15 protein-coding genes are annotated in these 17,036 nt (G+C 64.9%); 8 read left to right on the top strand and 7 right to left on the bottom strand.

Annotated features, from left to right (window positions below):
• Positions 1 to 41 precede the first annotated feature (41 nt).
• Positions 42 to 737, top strand: a complete 696-nt coding sequence (locus DY467_RS11725; protein WP_164636184.1) for a DUF899 family protein — start codon at positions 42 to 44, stop codon at positions 735 to 737.
• Positions 738 to 761: 24 nt separating this feature from the next.
• On the opposite strand, the gene cowN is transcribed toward DY467_RS11725, so the two are convergent.
• Positions 762 to 1,040, bottom strand: a complete 279-nt coding sequence (gene cowN, locus DY467_RS11720; RefSeq protein WP_164636182.1) for a N(2)-fixation sustaining protein CowN — start codon at positions 1,038 to 1,040, stop codon at positions 762 to 764.
• Positions 1,041 to 1,437: 397 nt separating this feature from the next.
• Between cowN and DY467_RS11715 the strand changes: the two genes are divergently transcribed.
• On the top strand, positions 1,438 to 2,634 hold the full coding sequence (locus DY467_RS11715; protein ID WP_107344122.1) for a DUF2778 domain-containing protein: 1,197 nt from the start codon (positions 1,438 to 1,440) through the stop codon (positions 2,632 to 2,634).
• 137 nt (positions 2,635 to 2,771) lie between these two features.
• On the top strand, positions 2,772 to 3,101 hold the full coding sequence (locus tag DY467_RS11710; RefSeq protein ID WP_164636180.1) for a hypothetical protein: 330 nt from the start codon (positions 2,772 to 2,774) through the stop codon (positions 3,099 to 3,101).
• Between the two features lie 94 nt (positions 3,102 to 3,195).
• On the opposite strand, the gene DY467_RS11705 is transcribed toward DY467_RS11710, so the two are convergent.
• Together DY467_RS11705 and DY467_RS11700 are read right to left on the bottom strand one after the other, a co-directional pair.
• Positions 3,196 to 3,450 carry a hypothetical protein gene (locus DY467_RS11705; RefSeq protein ID WP_164636178.1) on the bottom strand — a complete coding sequence of 85 codons (255 nt, stop codon included), beginning with the start codon at positions 3,448 to 3,450 and terminating at the stop codon, positions 3,196 to 3,198.
• Between the two features lie 174 nt (positions 3,451 to 3,624).
• Complete coding sequence (locus DY467_RS11700) at positions 3,625 to 4,374, bottom strand: SDR family NAD(P)-dependent oxidoreductase (RefSeq protein WP_107344126.1); 750 nt, start codon at positions 4,372 to 4,374, stop codon at positions 3,625 to 3,627.
• Positions 4,375 to 4,488: 114 nt separating this feature from the next.
• On the opposite strand from DY467_RS11700, the gene DY467_RS11695 reads away from it, so the two are divergent.
• From DY467_RS11695 to DY467_RS11685, 4 genes are all read left to right on the top strand, one after another.
• Positions 4,489 to 4,803: an ArsR/SmtB family transcription factor gene (locus DY467_RS11695; RefSeq protein WP_107344127.1), complete on the top strand. Its 315-nt coding sequence runs from the start codon at positions 4,489 to 4,491 to the stop codon at positions 4,801 to 4,803.
• 727 nt (positions 4,804 to 5,530) lie between these two features.
• Entirely contained in the window at positions 5,531 to 8,302 is a 2,772-nt protein-coding gene (locus tag DY467_RS11690; RefSeq protein ID WP_164636176.1) for an autotransporter outer membrane beta-barrel domain-containing protein, read from the top strand.
• A gap of 90 nt (positions 8,303 to 8,392) precedes the next feature.
• Positions 8,393 to 8,593, top strand: a complete 201-nt coding sequence (locus DY467_RS26215; RefSeq protein WP_205502290.1) for a hypothetical protein — start codon at positions 8,393 to 8,395, stop codon at positions 8,591 to 8,593.
• A 226-nt stretch (positions 8,594 to 8,819) separates the two neighbouring features.
• Complete coding sequence (locus DY467_RS11685) at positions 8,820 to 11,492, top strand: autotransporter outer membrane beta-barrel domain-containing protein (protein ID WP_349627630.1); 2,673 nt, start codon at positions 8,820 to 8,822, stop codon at positions 11,490 to 11,492.
• Positions 11,493 to 11,549: 57 nt separating this feature from the next.
• Here DY467_RS11685 and DY467_RS11680 read toward each other — a convergent pair whose 3' ends face one another.
• The 3 genes from DY467_RS11680 to groES all read right to left on the bottom strand — a co-directional run bounded on the left by DY467_RS11680 (position 11,550) and on the right by groES (position 14,685).
• Positions 11,550 to 12,239: a UPF0149 family protein gene (locus DY467_RS11680; RefSeq protein ID WP_164636174.1), complete on the bottom strand. Its 690-nt coding sequence runs from the start codon at positions 12,237 to 12,239 to the stop codon at positions 11,550 to 11,552.
• A gap of 338 nt (positions 12,240 to 12,577) precedes the next feature.
• Positions 12,578 to 14,218 carry a chaperonin GroEL gene (groL, locus tag DY467_RS11675; RefSeq protein ID WP_107344129.1) on the bottom strand — a complete coding sequence of 547 codons (1,641 nt, stop codon included), beginning with the start codon at positions 14,216 to 14,218 and terminating at the stop codon, positions 12,578 to 12,580.
• Between the two features lie 152 nt (positions 14,219 to 14,370).
• Positions 14,371 to 14,685, bottom strand: a complete 315-nt coding sequence (gene groES, locus DY467_RS11670; RefSeq protein ID WP_013503045.1) for a co-chaperone GroES — start codon at positions 14,683 to 14,685, stop codon at positions 14,371 to 14,373.
• A 443-nt stretch (positions 14,686 to 15,128) separates the two neighbouring features.
• On the opposite strand from groES, the gene DY467_RS11665 reads away from it, so the two are divergent.
• On the top strand, positions 15,129 to 15,413 hold the full coding sequence (locus DY467_RS11665; protein WP_107344130.1) for an usg protein: 285 nt from the start codon (positions 15,129 to 15,131) through the stop codon (positions 15,411 to 15,413).
• 204 nt (positions 15,414 to 15,617) lie between these two features.
• Here DY467_RS11665 and DY467_RS11660 read toward each other — a convergent pair whose 3' ends face one another.
• The gene (locus DY467_RS11660; protein WP_164636172.1) at positions 15,618 to 16,868 is read right to left on the bottom strand and encodes a NupC/NupG family nucleoside CNT transporter; all 1,251 of its coding nucleotides are present in this window, start codon (positions 16,866 to 16,868) and stop codon (positions 15,618 to 15,620) included.
• Positions 16,869 to 17,036: the final 168 nt, after the last annotated feature.

The raw sequence follows: 17,036 nt of genomic DNA, 5'->3' as shown, positions 1-17,036 counted from the left end.
TCATTCGTCCCATGGAGACACCATGGACCGAAGGACCCGTCATGATGCTGATGCCTGCGATCGACCTCGCCCGTGCCAGCGGCGTGCGCTATCCGAATGAGAGTGCCGAGTATCGCCGCGCGCGCGAGGCGCTGCTCGCCGAAGAGATCGAACTGCGCCGTCACATCGAGCGCGTTGCCGCGCAGCGCCGGCAACTGCCGCTGGGTGGCGAGGTCATAAGGCCCTACGCTTTCGAAGGCGAGGGCGGGCGGACCGACTTCGCCGGCCTGTTCGGCGGCAAGCAGAGCCTCGTCGTTTACAACTTCATGTATGGCCCGCAGCGCGCCGAGCCGTGCCCGATGTGCACCTCGCTGCTGAGCGCCTGGGACGGCGAGGTGCCGGACATCACCCAGCGGGTGGCGCTGGCAGTCGTCGCGCGGTCGCCGATCGATCGTCTGGTGGCGTTCAAGCGGCAGCGCGGCTGGCATTACCTGCCGTTGTTCACTGACATGACCGGTGCGTTCAGCCACGACTATCACGCCCTCACGCCCAGCGGCGACGAGGTGCCGGCGTTCAACGTCTTCACGCGCCGCGATGGCACGATCCGACACTTCTGGGGTGGCGAGATGACCGGCACGACGTCAGATCCGGGCCAGGACCCACGCGGGGCCCCGGACCTGATGCCGCTGTGGACCATTTTCGATGTCACCCCGGAGGGACGGGGCACCGATTGGTATCCACGCTTGCGTTACACCTGAGCCGCTGCGGCGGTGCTCACCGGCTCACATCAGGTTGGCCTCGAGATCTTCCAGCATCTCGAGGGTTTCGAGGTCGCCATTGTCTTCGAGCAGCTCGCGCAGCGTCGGCAGATAATTGTGGAGGATGCGCAGGTCGTCGAGACCCTGCTTGTCGCGCAGCTCGGCGCGCTTCTGGGCAAAGTACGCCCAGAACGGGTTCTCGCCGGCATCGACGTGGCGCTGGAGCCGCTGCATCACCCGCTCGGAGCGACCCTCCCAGTCGCAGTGTTTGAAGCTGACATAACGATCGAAGGAAGCTGACATTCTGGGCCTCAAAACGTAAGAACGCGGCTCAGATGCAACCGGTATGCCATGGCCGGCGAGTCGTGCCGTCCTGCGCCGAAGCGCCGCGGAAGCGGGGGAAGTCCGGCCGGGGTCGGCTCCGCGTAATACTACGAGGATTGGACTTCGCGGACTTAGCGGGCAGGAGCTGCGGCCTCCAGCACTGCGCGCTTTCAATTAAGTTATTGATATTAAATCAAAAATGAGCCAGGAAGGGTCGTAACCATCCGTTAACCATAACGGAGCATGGTTCCCATTCGAGGCCGCTTAAACTGCATTTAACTAAAACCCGCCTTAATCGCGCTCCTCTGTTCTGCCACATCTGTATGCGGTATCTTGGTTCGCCGCTGACCGATGGGGAAAGTCGGGAAGTGAGCGAATGACAGTCGGCACGGGGCGGCGATCGCTGTCCAACCAACGTGGGGCCCGCTACATGGGGTTTCGGAAATCGCTCGGCGCGATCGGAATCGCGCTGCCGGTGATCGGTTGCGTCTGGACGGTTTATGCCAACACCGTCGGCGCCAGCATCTATCCGACCGTCGGCTCTTTGCGGGACGATCAGAGCACGCGCTCCTCGATCGAACGCACCTCGTTCTCCGCACGGTTCGAACCGCTTGCCGCCGCCGCTGAGGCTGCGCCGCAACTCATGGCTTCGCTGGCGCTGAAATCCGCCTTCAAGAGCCAAGAGAGCAAGGGCGTCCAGGTCGCGTCCGCCGATCCGACCGACGTTCCGGTTACCGCCAGCGTCCAGGCCTCCGAGCCCGCCAAGACCGGCCATCGCTATTACGCTCTGCTCGATCCTTCCTATTCGTTCGGCTTCCAGCCCGATCGGTTCAAACAGCCCGGGCAAAATCGTCCCGCGGCGGCCGAGACCGAGGACGACGCCAAGGTCGGCGTCGCGCCGCCGCCGTCGCCGGTGAAGGAAGCGATGAACGTGCCGCTGCCGCCGCAGCGCACCAAGTCGGTTGCCGCCGTCACGCCGCGCAATCCGTCGCGCAACCCCTTCAGCCACGAAGCCCTGGTCGCCCGCGCCAAGTCGGCGATTCTGATGTCCGCGCAGAACCACAAGTCCAGCTTCTTCGAGAAGCTGTTCGGCAAGGTCGACAGCCCGGCGCTCGCTTACGCCTCGGCCGACACCAGCGACATGGACGTTGGTCAGGTTCGCGACAGCGCCTTCAATCCCTCCGACGAAGATCGCTACACCGCTGTCTACGACATCACCGCCAAGATGGTGTACATGCCGGACGGCTCCAAGCTCGAGGCGCATTCCGGCCTCGGCGCCCGGATGGACGACCCCCGCCACGTCAGCGTGAAGATGCAGGGCGCCACCCCGCCGCACATCTACGACCTGAAGATGCGCGAGAAGCTGTTCCACGGTGTTGCCGCGATCCGTCTCACGCCGGTCGGCGGCGAGGACGTGATCTACGGCCGCACCGGTCTGCTGGCTCACACCTACATGCTCGGGCCGCGCGGCGACTCCAACGGCTGCGTCTCGTTCAAGGACTACAACGCATTCCTGCAGGCGTTCAAGCGCGGCGAGGTCAAGCGCCTGGTGGTGGTCGGCAGCCTGACCTGACCAGGCTGAACCACCACGTAGCCCGGGCCGCCGCCGCGAGCGGCGCGCCCAAACTGCCTTCTCTCCACAATCCGTGAACGCTCCGGCCGGAACCAGTTGGCCGGGCTCGCACTTGGTCGATCAAAGGGAGATCGACCATGACCCCACGCCTGTCTGCTGCCGTGTTTGCGTTCACCGTCGCCGCCAGCGGCTCCGCCGTCGCGCAGGATCAAGGCACGGCCGCGCAGCGCGAAGCCTGCACGCCCGACGCCTTCCGTCTCTGCGGCCAGTTCATTCCCGACGCGTCTCGAATCGAAAGCTGCCTGCGTGAGGCAGGGCCGCGGCTGAGCCCGGCGTGCTACGTGGTGTTCAATCCGCCAAAAACCAACAACCAGAGGCCGCTCCGCACGGTGCGCCGTCAGGCGCCCCAGGACTTCCAGGAGGTCGACGACGACAGCCGCGTCGGCCGCAACTTCGATCGCTGGTGAAGAAGGCTTAGGTCAGTTTCTGAAATGCGAAGAGGGCGGATCGAGATCCGCCCTCTTGTTTCGATGCGGAGCTTTAACGCCGCCGATTCGCCAATCAGCGGCAGACGCGGGTGGTGCGAACCACGCGGTGGCCGTGCGGACCGCGGGTGACGACCTTCCGCATCGTGCAGTGCGGGCCACGGCGGATCACCCGCCGCCGCTCGACGTAACGCTGCGCAGAAACGTCGGTCATCGGAGCGGCGACCAGCGGCTGCGAGGCCCCGGCGGGCGTGGCGGCAGAGGCTGGAGCACTGAGCGCTCCAAGACCCAGAAACAGCGCAGCAGCGGCAGCAAGGGCAGTTGTCTTCAAACGCGTTCTCCTTTTCGGCCTCGATGTCCAAGATGGCCGGTAGGCAGTAACGACGAGCAAAGCGTTTGGTTCATCGGGCGCGGCGCCTCGTCGCAGATCGGTGCGACAGCCGACGCAGTGGCAGCGAGAAAGCTCCGGCGCTGCCGCCAAAGCTTTGAGCGTAGCTGCCCGCGCTTACTTGAGGCCGCCGGTGACGTGCAGCGTCTCGCCCGTCACGTAAGAGGCGCCGTCGGAGGCGAGGAAGGCAACCACCGAAGCGATCTCTGCGGCTTCGCCGACGCGGCCGAGTGGGGTAATCGCTTCGACTTGCTTTCGCATCTCGCCGTCGTGAAAGCCCGCAGCTTTGACGCCCTCGGTGACGACCATGCCGGGATTGACCGCGTTGACGCGGATCTTTCGTGGCGCCAGTTCCTTCGCCAGCACCGCCGTGATCAGATCGACCGACGCCTTGGTGGCGCCGTACACCGCGGTGTTCGGCATCGCGATCGTGGAGACGCCGGAGGAGATGTTGACGACGCTGCCGCCGTCCTTGAATTGCCGCGCCGCCGCTTGCGTCACCAGCAGCAGGCCGAGCACGTTGACGTCGAACTGGCGGTGGAAGTGCTCCGGCGTGATCGCATCGAGCGCGCCGAATTCATAGACGCCGGCATTGTTGACCAGCACGTCGATCGGGCCGAACGCTGCCACGGTCGCGTCGACGATCGCTTGTGCAGCCTTGGGATCGGCGACGCTGCCGCCGACCGCGATCGCCTTGCCGCCCTGCGCAGTGATCTTGTGAACGACGTCGTCTGCGCCCTGTTTGCTGGACGCGTAGTTGACGGCGACCGCCGCCCCTTCGGCCGCCAGCTTCAGCGCGATCTCCGCGCCGATGCCCTTCGATGCGCCGGTCACCAGCGCCACTTTGCCTTGCAGTGTCTTGGTCATGATCGTTCGGTTCCTGATCGGAGGTGCGGCCACCGCTGACGGGTGGCCTTCGGTTCAGTAGTTCGGAAGTATGGGACTATTGAACCAGATCAAGGGGGCGCCTATATCTTTTTCATGGTGCAGTTCGTTCATCCCGCTCGCGAGGACATCTCGCTCGCCGGCGTGCTCGCCGCGCTGGCGGATCCGATGCGGCTGCGCATCGTCAAAGCGCTGCTTCAGGAAGGCGACTGCATGTCCTGTGTCGCGGCGGCACCGTGCCCTGACATTCCGAAGTCGACATTGTCGAACCACTTCCGCGTCCTGCGCGAAGCCGGTTTGATCCGCACCACCAAGAAGGGCGTCGAGCACCGCAACGTCGTACGCGAAGCCGACATCAACGCGCGCTTTCCCGGGCTGCTCAAGGCAATCCTGAAACACGCGGACGAGTAGGGCGATCAATCGACTTCATCGCAGCGAGTCTGCGAAAGGGGCGGCACCGGCTCAATATCGTCATTGGTCTGCGTCGCATCGAATGCGCCGAGTGATTCCGCCCTAAGTCGGTACATCATCGTACGAAAACGGACGACGTGCGAGGCACGAACCGCGAGCGGCGACAGAGAATCGTAACAAGGCGACGACGATTGCGCCGCGCCGTTTCACGCGGCGGCACATCACGCGGCGCCGTGAGGCATACATCCACAAGAATCCGCAGAGAATCCCTGCGACAGTCTGAAGCGGTAGGTATGTTGTTGCGTGATGGAACCCGCCGAATTAAACAAAAAGCAATGTTCAAAAAGAAACGGTCGATGGGGCCAAGATGGCGACAGGCAACAAGATCATTTCCGAAGCGCTGCATGGCGCTTTCGCTCGTTGCACCGAGGCTTCGCTGTTTCTGCGCCGATCGTGAGCCGCAACGTTTAGTTCGCCGCGGGCCGGCCTCGACTCGAACGATACATTGCGCGGTCGAACAAACGCTTAGCGGTTCGCTCCAACGCACTTCCGATATCCGGCTTCAACAGACTGTGTCGGTCTGAACGGCGAAGCTTTGTCCAAATGCCGCCGGTCTCGACCGGCTGCCATTCTGTTCGCTGGCGGCGTCGTCCCCGACGTCGTGTTGAAGCCGCTGCTCCCGCGGCGACGTTCCGCTCCGATCTCTCTCTTGTTCTTGGAAGTCACGATGAAGAAACAACTGCTGCTCACGACGTCGCTCGCGCCGCTTCTGGCGGTGGGTGTGCTCGGCAGTACGCCGGCGCTGGCGGATTGCACGATCTCCGGAAATACGACCGGCCTCACTTGCAGCAGCGGCAGCATTTCCTCCAGTCCGAGCACGGCCGTTACGGTCGGCGACGGCGCCGGAGCCAACGGCAGCGTCACCCTCAGCGGAGCGGGAGCGAGCTGGACCGACACCAACGAGGTGAGCGTCGGCCGCGATGGCGGCGTCGGCAGCATCAATGTGTCGAACGGCGCCTCGCTGACCACCCGTCGGCTGGGACTTTCCACCGCCACCTGGCAAGCGGGCAGCGGCGGCAATGGCTCGCTGGTCGTGACGGGTCCGCAGACGGTGTGGACCAGCACCGGCGGCATCGATATCGCGCGCACCGCGGGCGCGACCGGCAGCCTGACGATTTCCAACGGTGCGGCCGCCTATATTCGCAGTGTCGGCATCTACACCGGCGCTGGTGCGGAGGTGACCATCCGAGACGCCGGCACCCATGTCGAGATCGGTGATCCGACCAATTCGAGCGCTGCAGCGTGGCTGAGTCCTTCCGGCGGCACAGTCAACGTCCTGAACGGAGCCTATCTCTATGCCAGCGGCATCTATGTAGGACCGGACGGCAGCAATCTCACGACAATGAACATCTCGGGCCGCGGCACGAAAGTCGATATCGCTGAGCGCATCTATGTTGGCGGCCAGAACGGGGGACGCAACGTCGATCCGATGAACGGCAACGGCGTTCTGAACGTCACCGATGGCGCCCTGGTGACTTCGGGCACCGTTGGCGCCGGCATGGACCCGCTGTCGCAGGGCATCATCAATGTCTCCGGCAGCGGCACGCGGCTGTGGGCAAAGGCCAATCCGACCCAAAACATTCTCGGCAATGTCTACGCGGGCTTCAACGGCAACGGCACCGTGGTGGTGTCGAACGGAGCAGAGCTCAAGGCCGACAACGAGGTTCGGATCGGCTACGACACCCAGGGCCAAGGCGTGCTGGCGATCGGTGCGGCGAGCGGGCAGGCGGCCGCTGCGCCCGGCACGATCACCGTGTCCCGCATCGTGTTCGGCAGCGGCACCGGCCAACTCGTCTTCAACCACACCTCGTCCAACTACACACTGGCATCCGACATCATCGGCAATGGCTCGATTCAAGCGATCGCCGGCCGCACCACGCTGACCGGCGACTCCTCGCAGTTCACCGGCACGATGCAGGTGAGCGGCGGCATTCTGACGATGACTGGCGTGATCGGCGCAGTGATGGCGGTGGAAAGCGGCGCGGTGCTGACCGGCTCCGGCACGGTCGGCGGTGTCGACGCCCAGGCCGGCGCAACAGTCGCGCCCGGCAACAGCCCCGGCACGCTGACAGTGACCGGCAATTATCAGCAGGCGGCGGGCTCGACCTACAATGCCGAACTGGTGCCTGGAAGCACGGTGTCGGACCGGATCGCGGTCGGCGGCACCGCGACGCTTGCGCCTGGCGCGATCCTGAAGCTCACCAAGTATGGCGCTGCGCCTTACGCGCTGGATGCGCGCTACACCGTGCTGACCGCCGCAGGCGGCGTCAACGGCACCTACGTCCTCACCGGCGACACCAGCGTGTCGGCGTTCTATTCGCTGATCGCCAACTACGATCCGAACAACGTCTATCTGCAGGCGGTGCAGACCCGCGGCTTCACTGAGGTGGCTCTGACCGCCAATCAGCGCGCTACCGCGGGCGTGTTGCAGGCGATGGGGAGTGGCGGCGGTCTTCGTGCCGGCGTCGCGGCGTCGCCGACCGACGCTGCGGCACGGGCGGCGTTCGATCAGCTCTCGGGCGAGGCCTTCGCATCGGCCAAGACAGCGCTGCTCGACGACAGCCGGTTCGTGCGCGAAGCGACCTCGCAGCAGGTGCAGTCGGCGCTGCGCGGACCTGACACGGCGGTATGGGCGCGCGCCTATGGCTCGTGGGCGAAGGCTGATGGCAATGGCAATGCCGCAGACGTGCGTCGCAATGCCGGCGGCGTGCTGTTCGGTGCCGATGGCGAATTGTTCAACGCGCTGCGGCTCGGCGTGGTCGGCGGCTATGGGTCGACCTCGATCAATCTCGACGGCGGGCGCGGCTCGGTGTCGGGCGACACCTATAGCATCGGCGTCTATGGCGGCCGGGCCTGGAACGCGCTGGCGCTCAGCTTCGGTGCCAATCACGCCTGGCACAATCTGTCCTCGACCCGCACCATCGCGCTGACCGGCTTCGCCGACCGGCTGACCGCGGACTACAACGCCCGCACCACGCAGGTCTATGGCGATGTCGGTTACACCGTCGAACTCGGCCGCGCCGCACTGCAGCCGTTCGCCGGCCTTGCTTATGTCAGCCTCGACACCTCGGGCTTCACCGAGCGGGGCGGGGCGGCTGCGCTGCGCAGCGCTGGCGATAATGTCGATGCCACGTTCTCGACGCTCGGCCTGCGTGCCAACGGTGCGCTGACGCTCGGCACCACCGCCGTGACGGCGAACGGCATGGTCGGCTGGCGGCACACGATGAACAGCGTGATCCCCACCGCCACGAACGCGTTTGCGACCGGCAATGCGTTCACGGTGTCGGGTCTTCCGCTGGCGAAGGACGTCGCCGTGTTCGAAGCCGGCCTCGGCACCGCGCTCAATCCGAGCACGGCGCTCAGCGTCAACTACTCCGGCCAGGTCGGCTCCAGCATCTCCGACCACGGCGTCCGCGCGAACCTCCGCGTCACGTTCTGATCAGCAATCAAAGGCGGTGCCGTTTCCGACATTCGGCACCGCCTTCCCAACATATCGGCGACAGCAGGGCTTCGATGGGCCGGCTGGTAAATGACCCACAAGCAGATCGACTGGAGGTACTATGGCGGCTCGCGATTCTATCTGGTGGAAGGCACGGCTCGCCGCTTCCCCGGCTCGCCGTCTGCTGATCTCGACCGCTCTCACGCCGCTGTTGATCGGCGCGATGTCCAGTTGGTCCGCCGCTCAAGCCGCGTGCAGCGTCTCGGGAAACGTGACTCTGAATCAGTGTGACAATTCGCTCGTCTCCGCGACTCCGATCGCGGGTGCGTCGTCCATCACTCTCGACTCGGTGACGTCCGGCGGCATCGACGTCTATCCGTCCGGGAGCGCTACCGGTCTTGTGGACGTCACGGTCAATGTGCTCGGCGCGACTAATGTCTACCGAACCAACTACCCGGCATTCGCGTGGGAGACGAACCGGAGTAATGCCAATTTGTCAGTTTCCATCGGATCGGCTGTGACGCTGCGGTCCGACCAGGATATGGGGGCGGTCTGGCTGCGAAACACCACGTCAGGGAACCTCTCCGTCGACAACGCTGGCACCATCATAGCCAACGGTGTGGGCCAGGATGGCATCACTCTGACGACACATGACGGCACCGTCACCCTGATCAATCGCGGTAATGTCACTTCGACGCAGGCGCGGGGGCTTTACGCCGACGGCAACTTCGGCGGCGCCACCCCGCGGACGGTCAACATCGTCAATTCCGGTTGGGTGAGCTCGGCCCTCGCTGGTGCGCGCGCGATCGCCTACAACGGCTTGGCATCGATCGAGAACTCCGGCACCGTCGAGAGCACCTATCGGCAAGGTCTCGTCGCTTGGTCGAATAGTGGCCCGGCCTCGATAACAAACAGCGGCACTGTGACCGCCAACGACGATTCCGCCCTGTTGTCGTGGTCGGAGAGCGGCGACACCACGATCGTGAACAGCGGCACCGCCATCGCGCGTGACAACACCGGCCACGCCGATCTCGGCGACGGCGGGCATCACGGCATCTATACCAAGGTCGGAACTTTCGGTCAGACGACGATCGATAACCAGCAGGGTGCGGTTGTCCAGGCGGATCAAGCCGGAATCTCCGCCAGCTCGGCGGGCGGCGGCATCACCATCACACAGTCTGGTTCGATCACGGCGGCCCAGGGCATTGTCGCCTCCACGGCGAACGGTGCTATCAACGTCAGCAATAGCGGTGCCGTCACCGCGACCGGCGTCGGCGTCAATCTCGACGGCACGACCAATTCGCTTGTCAACTCGGGCACGATCACGACGAACTCGGCGACTGATGCGGCGATCGTCACGGGTAACGGCAACAGCACGATCAGCAATGCCGGCACGATCAGCAATTCGGGCGGAGGCGCGGCGATCAAGTTCGGCAACGGCACCAACAGGCTGGTGCTTGATGCCGCCACGTCCAACATTCAAGGCGTGGTTCAGGGAGGCACTGGCGACAACTATCTTGTTCTCAACACCGGCGCGTCGGCGTCTCTGACGATGCTGTCCGTGGGCGCGACCGGGCAGTTCCGCGATTTCAACTTTATTGAGAAGACCGGCGCTGGTGCGCTGACGCTGTCCGGCAACGGCGGCGGATTCACCGGATCGATGCTGATCAAAGACGGCCAGATGGTGGTCAACAGCACCAGCGCAACGTCCGCGGTCACGGTCTATAGCGGGGCGGCGCTCTCGGGCTCGGGCATCGTCGGTGCGGTCCAGATGCTGTCTGGTTCGACCATCTCTCCGGGCAACAGCCCCGGCACGTTGACGGTGACCGGCAATTATCAGCAGGCGGCCGGCTCGACCTACAATGCCGAGCTGGTACCCGGCAGCACGGTATCGGACCGGATCGCGGTCGGCGGCACCGCGACGCTTGCGCCTGGCGCGATCCTGATGCTCACCAAATACGGCACCGCCCCTTACGCGCTCGATGCGCGCTACACCGTGTTGACTGCGACCGGCGGCGTCAACGGCACCTACGTTCTCACCGGCGATACCACGGTGTCGGCGTTCTACTCACTGATCGCCAGCTACGATCCGAACAACGTCTATCTGCAAGCGGTGCAGACCCGCGGATTCACCGACGCGGCGCTGACCGCCAATCAGCGCTCCACGGCGGGCGCGCTGCAGGGCCTTGGCGCCGGCGGCGCTTTGCGTGCGGCGGTCGCGGCGTCGCCGACCGACACTGCGGCACGGGCGGCGTTCGATCAGCTCTCGGGCGAGGCCTTCGCATCGGCCAAGACAGCGCTGCTCGACGACAGCCGGTTCGTGCGCGAAGCGACCTCGCAGCAGGTGCAGTCGGCGCTGCGCGGACCTGACACGGCGGTATGGGCGCGCGCCTATGGCTCGTGGGCGAAGACTGATGGCAATGGCAATGCCGCAGACGTGCGTCGCAATGCCGGCGGCGTGCTGTTCGGTGCCGATGGCGAATTGTTCAACGCGCTGCGGCTCGGCGTGGTCGGCGGCTATGGGTCCACGTCGATCAATCTCGACGGCGGGCGCGGCTCGGTGTCGGGCGACACCTATAGCGTCGGCCTCTATGGCGGCCGGGCCTGGAACGCGTTGGCGCTCAGCTTCGGTGCCAATCACGCGTGGCACAATCTGTCCTCGACCCGCACCGTGGCGCTGACCGGCTTCGCCGACCGGCTGACCGCGGACTACAACGCCCGCACCACGCAGGTCTATGGCGATGTCGGTTACACCGTCGAACTCGGCCGCGCCGCGCTGCAGCCGTTCGCCGGCCTTGCTTATGTCAGCCTTGACACCTCCGGCTTCACCGAACGGGGCGGGGCGGCTGCGCTCCGCAGCGCTGGCGACAATGTCGATGCAACGTTCTCGACACTCGGCCTGCGTGCCAACGGTGCGCTAACGCTCGGCACCACCGCCGTGACGGCGAACGGCATGGTCGGCTGGCGGCACACGATGAACAGCGTGATCCCGACCGCCACGAACGCGTTTGCGACCGGCAATGCGTTCACGGTGTCGGGTCTTCCGCTGGCGAAGGACGTCGCCGTGTTCGAAGCAGGCCTCGGCACCGCGCTCAATCCGAGCACGGCGCTCAGCGTCAACTACTCCGGCCAGGTCGGCTCCAGCATCTCCGACCACGGTGTCCGCGCCAACCTGCGCGTCACGTTCTGAGCCGACAACGCGGCTGTCGGATGAGCGATCGTCCGGCGGCCGCCGCACCGCGGTGCTTCAGGTCATCCCGCAACAGCGTTTGTACTTCTTGCCCGAGCCGCAGGGGCACGGCTCGTTGCGGCCGACTTTGCGTGCCGCTGAGGGCGGTCCCCATTCGATCTCGCGCGGCGCCGGGTCGAGAGCGATGCGCCAGCGGTTCAGCGTCAGGATCCAGCCGGCGATCTGGTCGGAGTTCGGCACGGTGACCGCGGGGCGATCGCTTGGCGGACTGTCCGCTTCGGCGTGCACCTCGGCGTCGGCAATCTCGATCAGATCGAGCAGCCCGTCGAACGCGGCCGCCGTCGCTTCGTCGGCATCGTCCAGGCGGCTCCACGCCTCTGGCCGCAGGTCGGTCGCAGCCGCGAAGCCGTCGATCCAGACCTGCCACACCAATTCGCCGCTGTCGGGATCGACCGGCAGCAGCGGCTGGTAGCGCTCGGGGTGCTCCGACAGAGTTTTGGCGACGGAGTTGTAGTACTGCATGATCAGCGCGAACACCCGGTTGGCATGCGCCAGATCGGTGAACGGCGACGCCTGGTCATCGCCGGCACCGTAGACGACCGGCAGCCAGTCGCCGGGCTTGATCGGCTCGGGACACAGCAGCAGGCCGGCAACGAAGCCGTCGAGTTCCTCGACCAGCATGGCGTCCGGGCCGAGCGCCTCCAGCGCGTGGTCAAGCTTGTCGAGATAATTTGCTGATTTGGCCATGGGCTGGTTCGCTCGGGCGGTGGTGAGAGGGAGCGCCCTCTGTAGCGCGGATCGCGCGATGGTGCGCGCTCTTGGAAGTAAATGCGCCAATCCTCGAGATCGTCATTCCCGGACGCGGGCGAAAGCTCGCGGACCCGGAATCCATAACCACCGGAGTTCAAGCTGATCAAGAACGCATCGACGGCTGTGCTTGACCGCTAGCACAGCGAGTATGGATTCCGGGCTCGCGCTTCGCGCGCCCTGGAATGACGAAACAGAGGCGTTGCGGACCCGATTACGCCAACAAAAAAGCCCGGCGTTTCCGCCGGGCTTCATTGTCTTTGCGAAGGTCGCTGGACTTAGAAGTCCATGCCGCCCATGCCGCCGCCGGGGGGCATCGCGGGGCCGCCGGCGTTCTTCTTCGGCAGTTCGGCGATCATCGCTTCGGTGGTGATCAGCAGCGCGGCCACTGAGGCGGCGTTCTGGATCGCGGTGCGGACCACCTTGGTCGGATCGATGATGCCCTTCTTGACCAGGTCGCCGTATTCGCCCGACTGCGAGTCGAAGCCGAACGCGTACTGCTCCTTCTCGAGCACCTTGCCGACGATCACCGAGCCGTCTTCGCCGGCGTTGATGGCGATCTGACGGGCCGGGGCGGAGAGGGCGCGACGCACGATCTCGACGCCGGTCTTCTGGTCGTCGTTCTTGGTCTTGAGGCCCTTGAGCTGCTCGGAGGCGCGCAGCAGAGCGACGCCGCCGCCCGGAACGATGCCTTCCTCGACCGCAGCGCGGGTGGCGTGCATCGCGTCATCAACGCGATCCTTACGCTCCTTCACCTCGACCTCGGTCGCGCCGCCGACGCGGATCACCGCGACGCCGCCGGCGAGCTTGGCCAGACGCTCCTGCAGCTTCTCGCGGTCGTAGTCCGAGGTGGTTTCCTCGATCTGCGCCTTGATCTGCGCGACGCGGGCCTCGATGTCGGCCTTCTTGCCGGCGCCGTTGACGATCGTGGTGTTTTCCTTGTCGATCATCACCTTCTTGGCGCGACCCAGCATCTGCAGGGTGACGTTCTCCATCTTGATGCCGAGGTCTTCCGAGATCGCCTGGCCGCCGGTCAGGATTGCGATGTCCTGCAGCATGGCCTTGCGGCGGTCACCGAAGCCCGGCGCCTTGACGGCCGCGACCTTGAGGCCGCCGCGCAGACGGTTGACGACGAGGGTGGCGAGGGCTTCGCCTTCGACGTCTTCCGCGACGATCACCAGCGGCTTGCCGGTCTGCACCACGGCTTCGAGCAGCGGCAGCAGCTCGTTGAGGTTGGAGAGCTTCTTCTCGTTGATCAGGATGTAGGCGTCGTCGAATTCAACGCGCATCTTGTCGGCGTTGGTGACGAAGTAGGGCGAGATGTAGCCGCGGTCGAACTGCATGCCCTCGACGACGTCGAGTTCGGTCTCGAGCGACTTGGCTTCCTCGACGGTGATGACACCCTCGTTGCCGACCTTCTTCATCGCGTCGGCGAGGAACTTGCCGATCTCCGAGTCGCCGTTGGCCGAGATGGTGCCGACCTGGGCGATCTCGTCGTTCGAGGTGACCTTCTTGGAGTTCTTGACGAGGTCTGCGACGACGGCTTCCACCGCCAGGTCGATACCGCGCTTCAGATCCATCGGGTTCATCCCGGCGGCAACCGCCTTGGCGCCTTCGCGGACGATCGCCTGGGCCAGCACGGTCGCGGTGGTGGTGCCGTCACCGGCGGCGTCGGCCGACTTCGAGGCGACTTCGCGCACCATCTGGGCGCCCATGTTCTCGAACTTGTCGTCGAGCTCGATGTCCTTGGCGACGGTGACGCCGTCCTTTGTGATGCGCGGCGCGCCGAACGACTTGTCGAGGACGACGTTGCGGCCCTTCGGCCCCAGCGTGACCTTCACGGCGTTGGCGAGAATGTCCACGCCGCGCAGCATGCGGTCGCGGGCGTCGACGCCGAATTTGACTTCTTTAGCGGACATAAGAGGTTTCCCTTGGGTTGGATCGTTGTCTCCTCATCCTGAGGAGCGGACCGCAGGTCCGCATCTCGAAGGATGAGCGGTCTCAGCGTGTGGAGCTCACCCTTCGAGACGCGCCTTGCAGGCGCTCCTCAGGGTGAGGGACATCCAAAGGCTCAGGCGGCCTTCTTCTTGGCGCCGGCGTCGGTGATGACGCCCATGATGTCGCTTTCCTTCATGATCAGCAGCTCTTTGCCGTCGATCTTGACCTCGGTGCCGCTCCACTTGCCGAACAGCACGCGGTCACCGACCTTGAGGTCGATCGGGATTAGCTTGCCGGCTTCGTCGCGGCCACCCGGGCCGACGGCGACGACTTCGCCCTGCGAGGGCTTTTCCTTGGCCGTGTCAGGAATGATGATACCGCCGGCGGTCTTCTCTTCGGCGTCGATGCGCTTGACCACGACGCGGTCGTGAAGCGGACGGAAGTTCATGCAAGTCCTCCTAAGTTTCTGAACTTGTTTCAGAAATCGAAATATTGGCAGTCGCGGACATTGAGTGCCAGCGCGACACCGACGAGATAGTCGAGGGTTTTTGGGGAGACAAGGGCTGCGCGCGAAATTTTTAGCACTCGCGCGGAACATCTGCCAAACACCGTGAACGACGATGCGGCGACAATCAAGCCCCGACTATCCCGTGGCCCTTGGCGTCTCTGTTAGCACTTGTATTAAGTCGCTGCTAAGGCTGCATTTTTCCGCATTTGCCGTCGATTTTTGACTTGAGATGCCCAGTCCAGATGCGTCACATTTTCAGGTGCGCGGGATGGGCAAGTGAAGACCGGAGCCAAGCACCGCGGGGACAGCAGACGGAAGGACGGCATTCCCAGGCAATCCCGGTCGCGAACTGTTGCGGAATGCTGGTTCGGGAAGGAGGATTTATGGTCGAACGAGGTGCAGTTTCTGAAGACTTCAGGAAGCAGGTGCTCGGCTACGGTCTGACGACGGCCGAGATTCTCTATCGCCGCCCCGACCGGCAGTGGCTGCTGCAGAGCTACACGTGGCAGGACTACGACTTGGCGCCCGATTTCCCCGCCCTGAACGACTTTCTCAGTTTTTGGAAAGCGAAGCTCGAAGGGCCGCTGTTCGCCGTCACCGTCGCGCATTCCAAGCTGATCAAGCCGGCCGAGCTACGCGCCGTCGACGGTGTCTTCAGACTGCACTGACTTCGTTATTGCCGGTCGGCGGTCCCTTCGTCGGCCGGCAGCGGATAGGGCGACCATTGCCGCGCGCCGCGGTCGTAGCGGCACGTTGAGCAGGGATCGATTGCGACAGTCATAGCGATACGGCGACGGCGCTGTTTCCACAGCGGCCGAGAGTAGTTGTGCCTATGTTGGTGAGCTTCGAAAAACTGATCGTAGTGCGCAAGACTACGTCAATAACCCCACCACCGCACCCATCAGGCAAGTGGTCAGTGTGCCGGACACGATCGAGCGCAGGCCGAGGGCTGCGATCTCTTCGCGGCGCTCGGGGGCCATTGCGGTGAGGCCGCCCAGCATGATGCCAAGGCTGCCGAAATTGGCGAAGCCGCACATCGCGTACAGCATGATCAGCTTCGAGCGCGGGTCGAGCGCATCGGGCGGCAACTTCGCCAGCTCGACATAGGCGATCAGCTCGTTGAGGACGGTCTTGATCCCCATCAGCGAACCGGCGGTGACCGCCTGATCCCATGGCAAGCCGAGCAGCCAGCACACCGGCGCCATCAGATAGCCTAGCAGCCGTTGCAGCGTGATCGCCTCGCCGCCGACATGCGGCAGCAGGCCGAGCACGGCGTTGCCGAGATACACCAGCGCCACCAGCACGATCAGCATCGCGATGATGTTGAGCAGCAGCTCGAGGCCGGCCGCGGTCCCCTTGACGATCGCATCCATGCTGCTGACCGCGATCTGGCCGGGGTCGGCGAGTTCGCCGCCGGTTGCGCGCGCTTCGGTCTCCGGCACCATGATCAGGCTGACCAGAATCGCGGCCGGCGCGCCGAGCACCGAGGCGATGACAAAGTGCGCGGCGGCATCGGGCAGCACCGGCGCCAGCAGCGTGGCGTATAGCACCAGCACGGTGCCGGCGATGCCGGCCATGCCGCCGGTCATCACCAGAAACAGTTCGCTGCGGGTGAGCTGCGCCAGATAGGGGCGGATGAACAGCGGTGCTTCGACCATGCCGAGAAACACATTGGCGGCGGTCGATAGCCCGACCGCACCGCCGACGCCGAGCGTGCGCTTGAGTAGCCAGGCCATGCCCCGCACCACCGGCGGGAGGATCCGCCAGTAGAACAACAGCGTGGTCAGCACGCTCATCACCAGCACCACCGGCAGCGCCTGAAACGCCAGGATGAAATCGGCTCCCGGCGCCTTGATGTCGAATGGTGCCGGCGCGCCCCCGAGATAGCCGAACGCGAACGAGGTGCCGGCCCGGCTCGCTGCCGAAATGACGCCGACTGCATCGTTGATCGTCCCGAACACCTGAGCGGCGCCGGGCAGCTTCAGCATCGCCACCGCGGTCAAAAGCGTGATGCCGAGCCCGATTGCGACCTGCCGCACCGACACGCGGTCGCGATTCTCGCCGAATGCCCACGCGAGCATCAGCAGCGCGAATACGCCGAATCCGGATTGCAGTTGAAGCATGTCGTCCCCCGAGCCGAAGCCGATGGGTAGGCCAGGGCAGGGCGCGCTGGCAAGTCGACTAAAGCGCGGGCCGCTGGGGCGCAGCCGTCATCGCAGCTTCGTCGAGGGCGGCGACAGTGCGGCCGAACGGGTGTGCTAGACAGGGCCGACACCTCGGACTTCCGGATA

The organism is Rhodopseudomonas sp. BR0G17, from assembly GCF_010907025.1.
Classification (GTDB): domain Bacteria; phylum Pseudomonadota; class Alphaproteobacteria; order Rhizobiales; family Xanthobacteraceae; genus Rhodopseudomonas; species Rhodopseudomonas palustris_H.
This window is presented reverse-complemented; position numbering and strand designations above follow the sequence as displayed.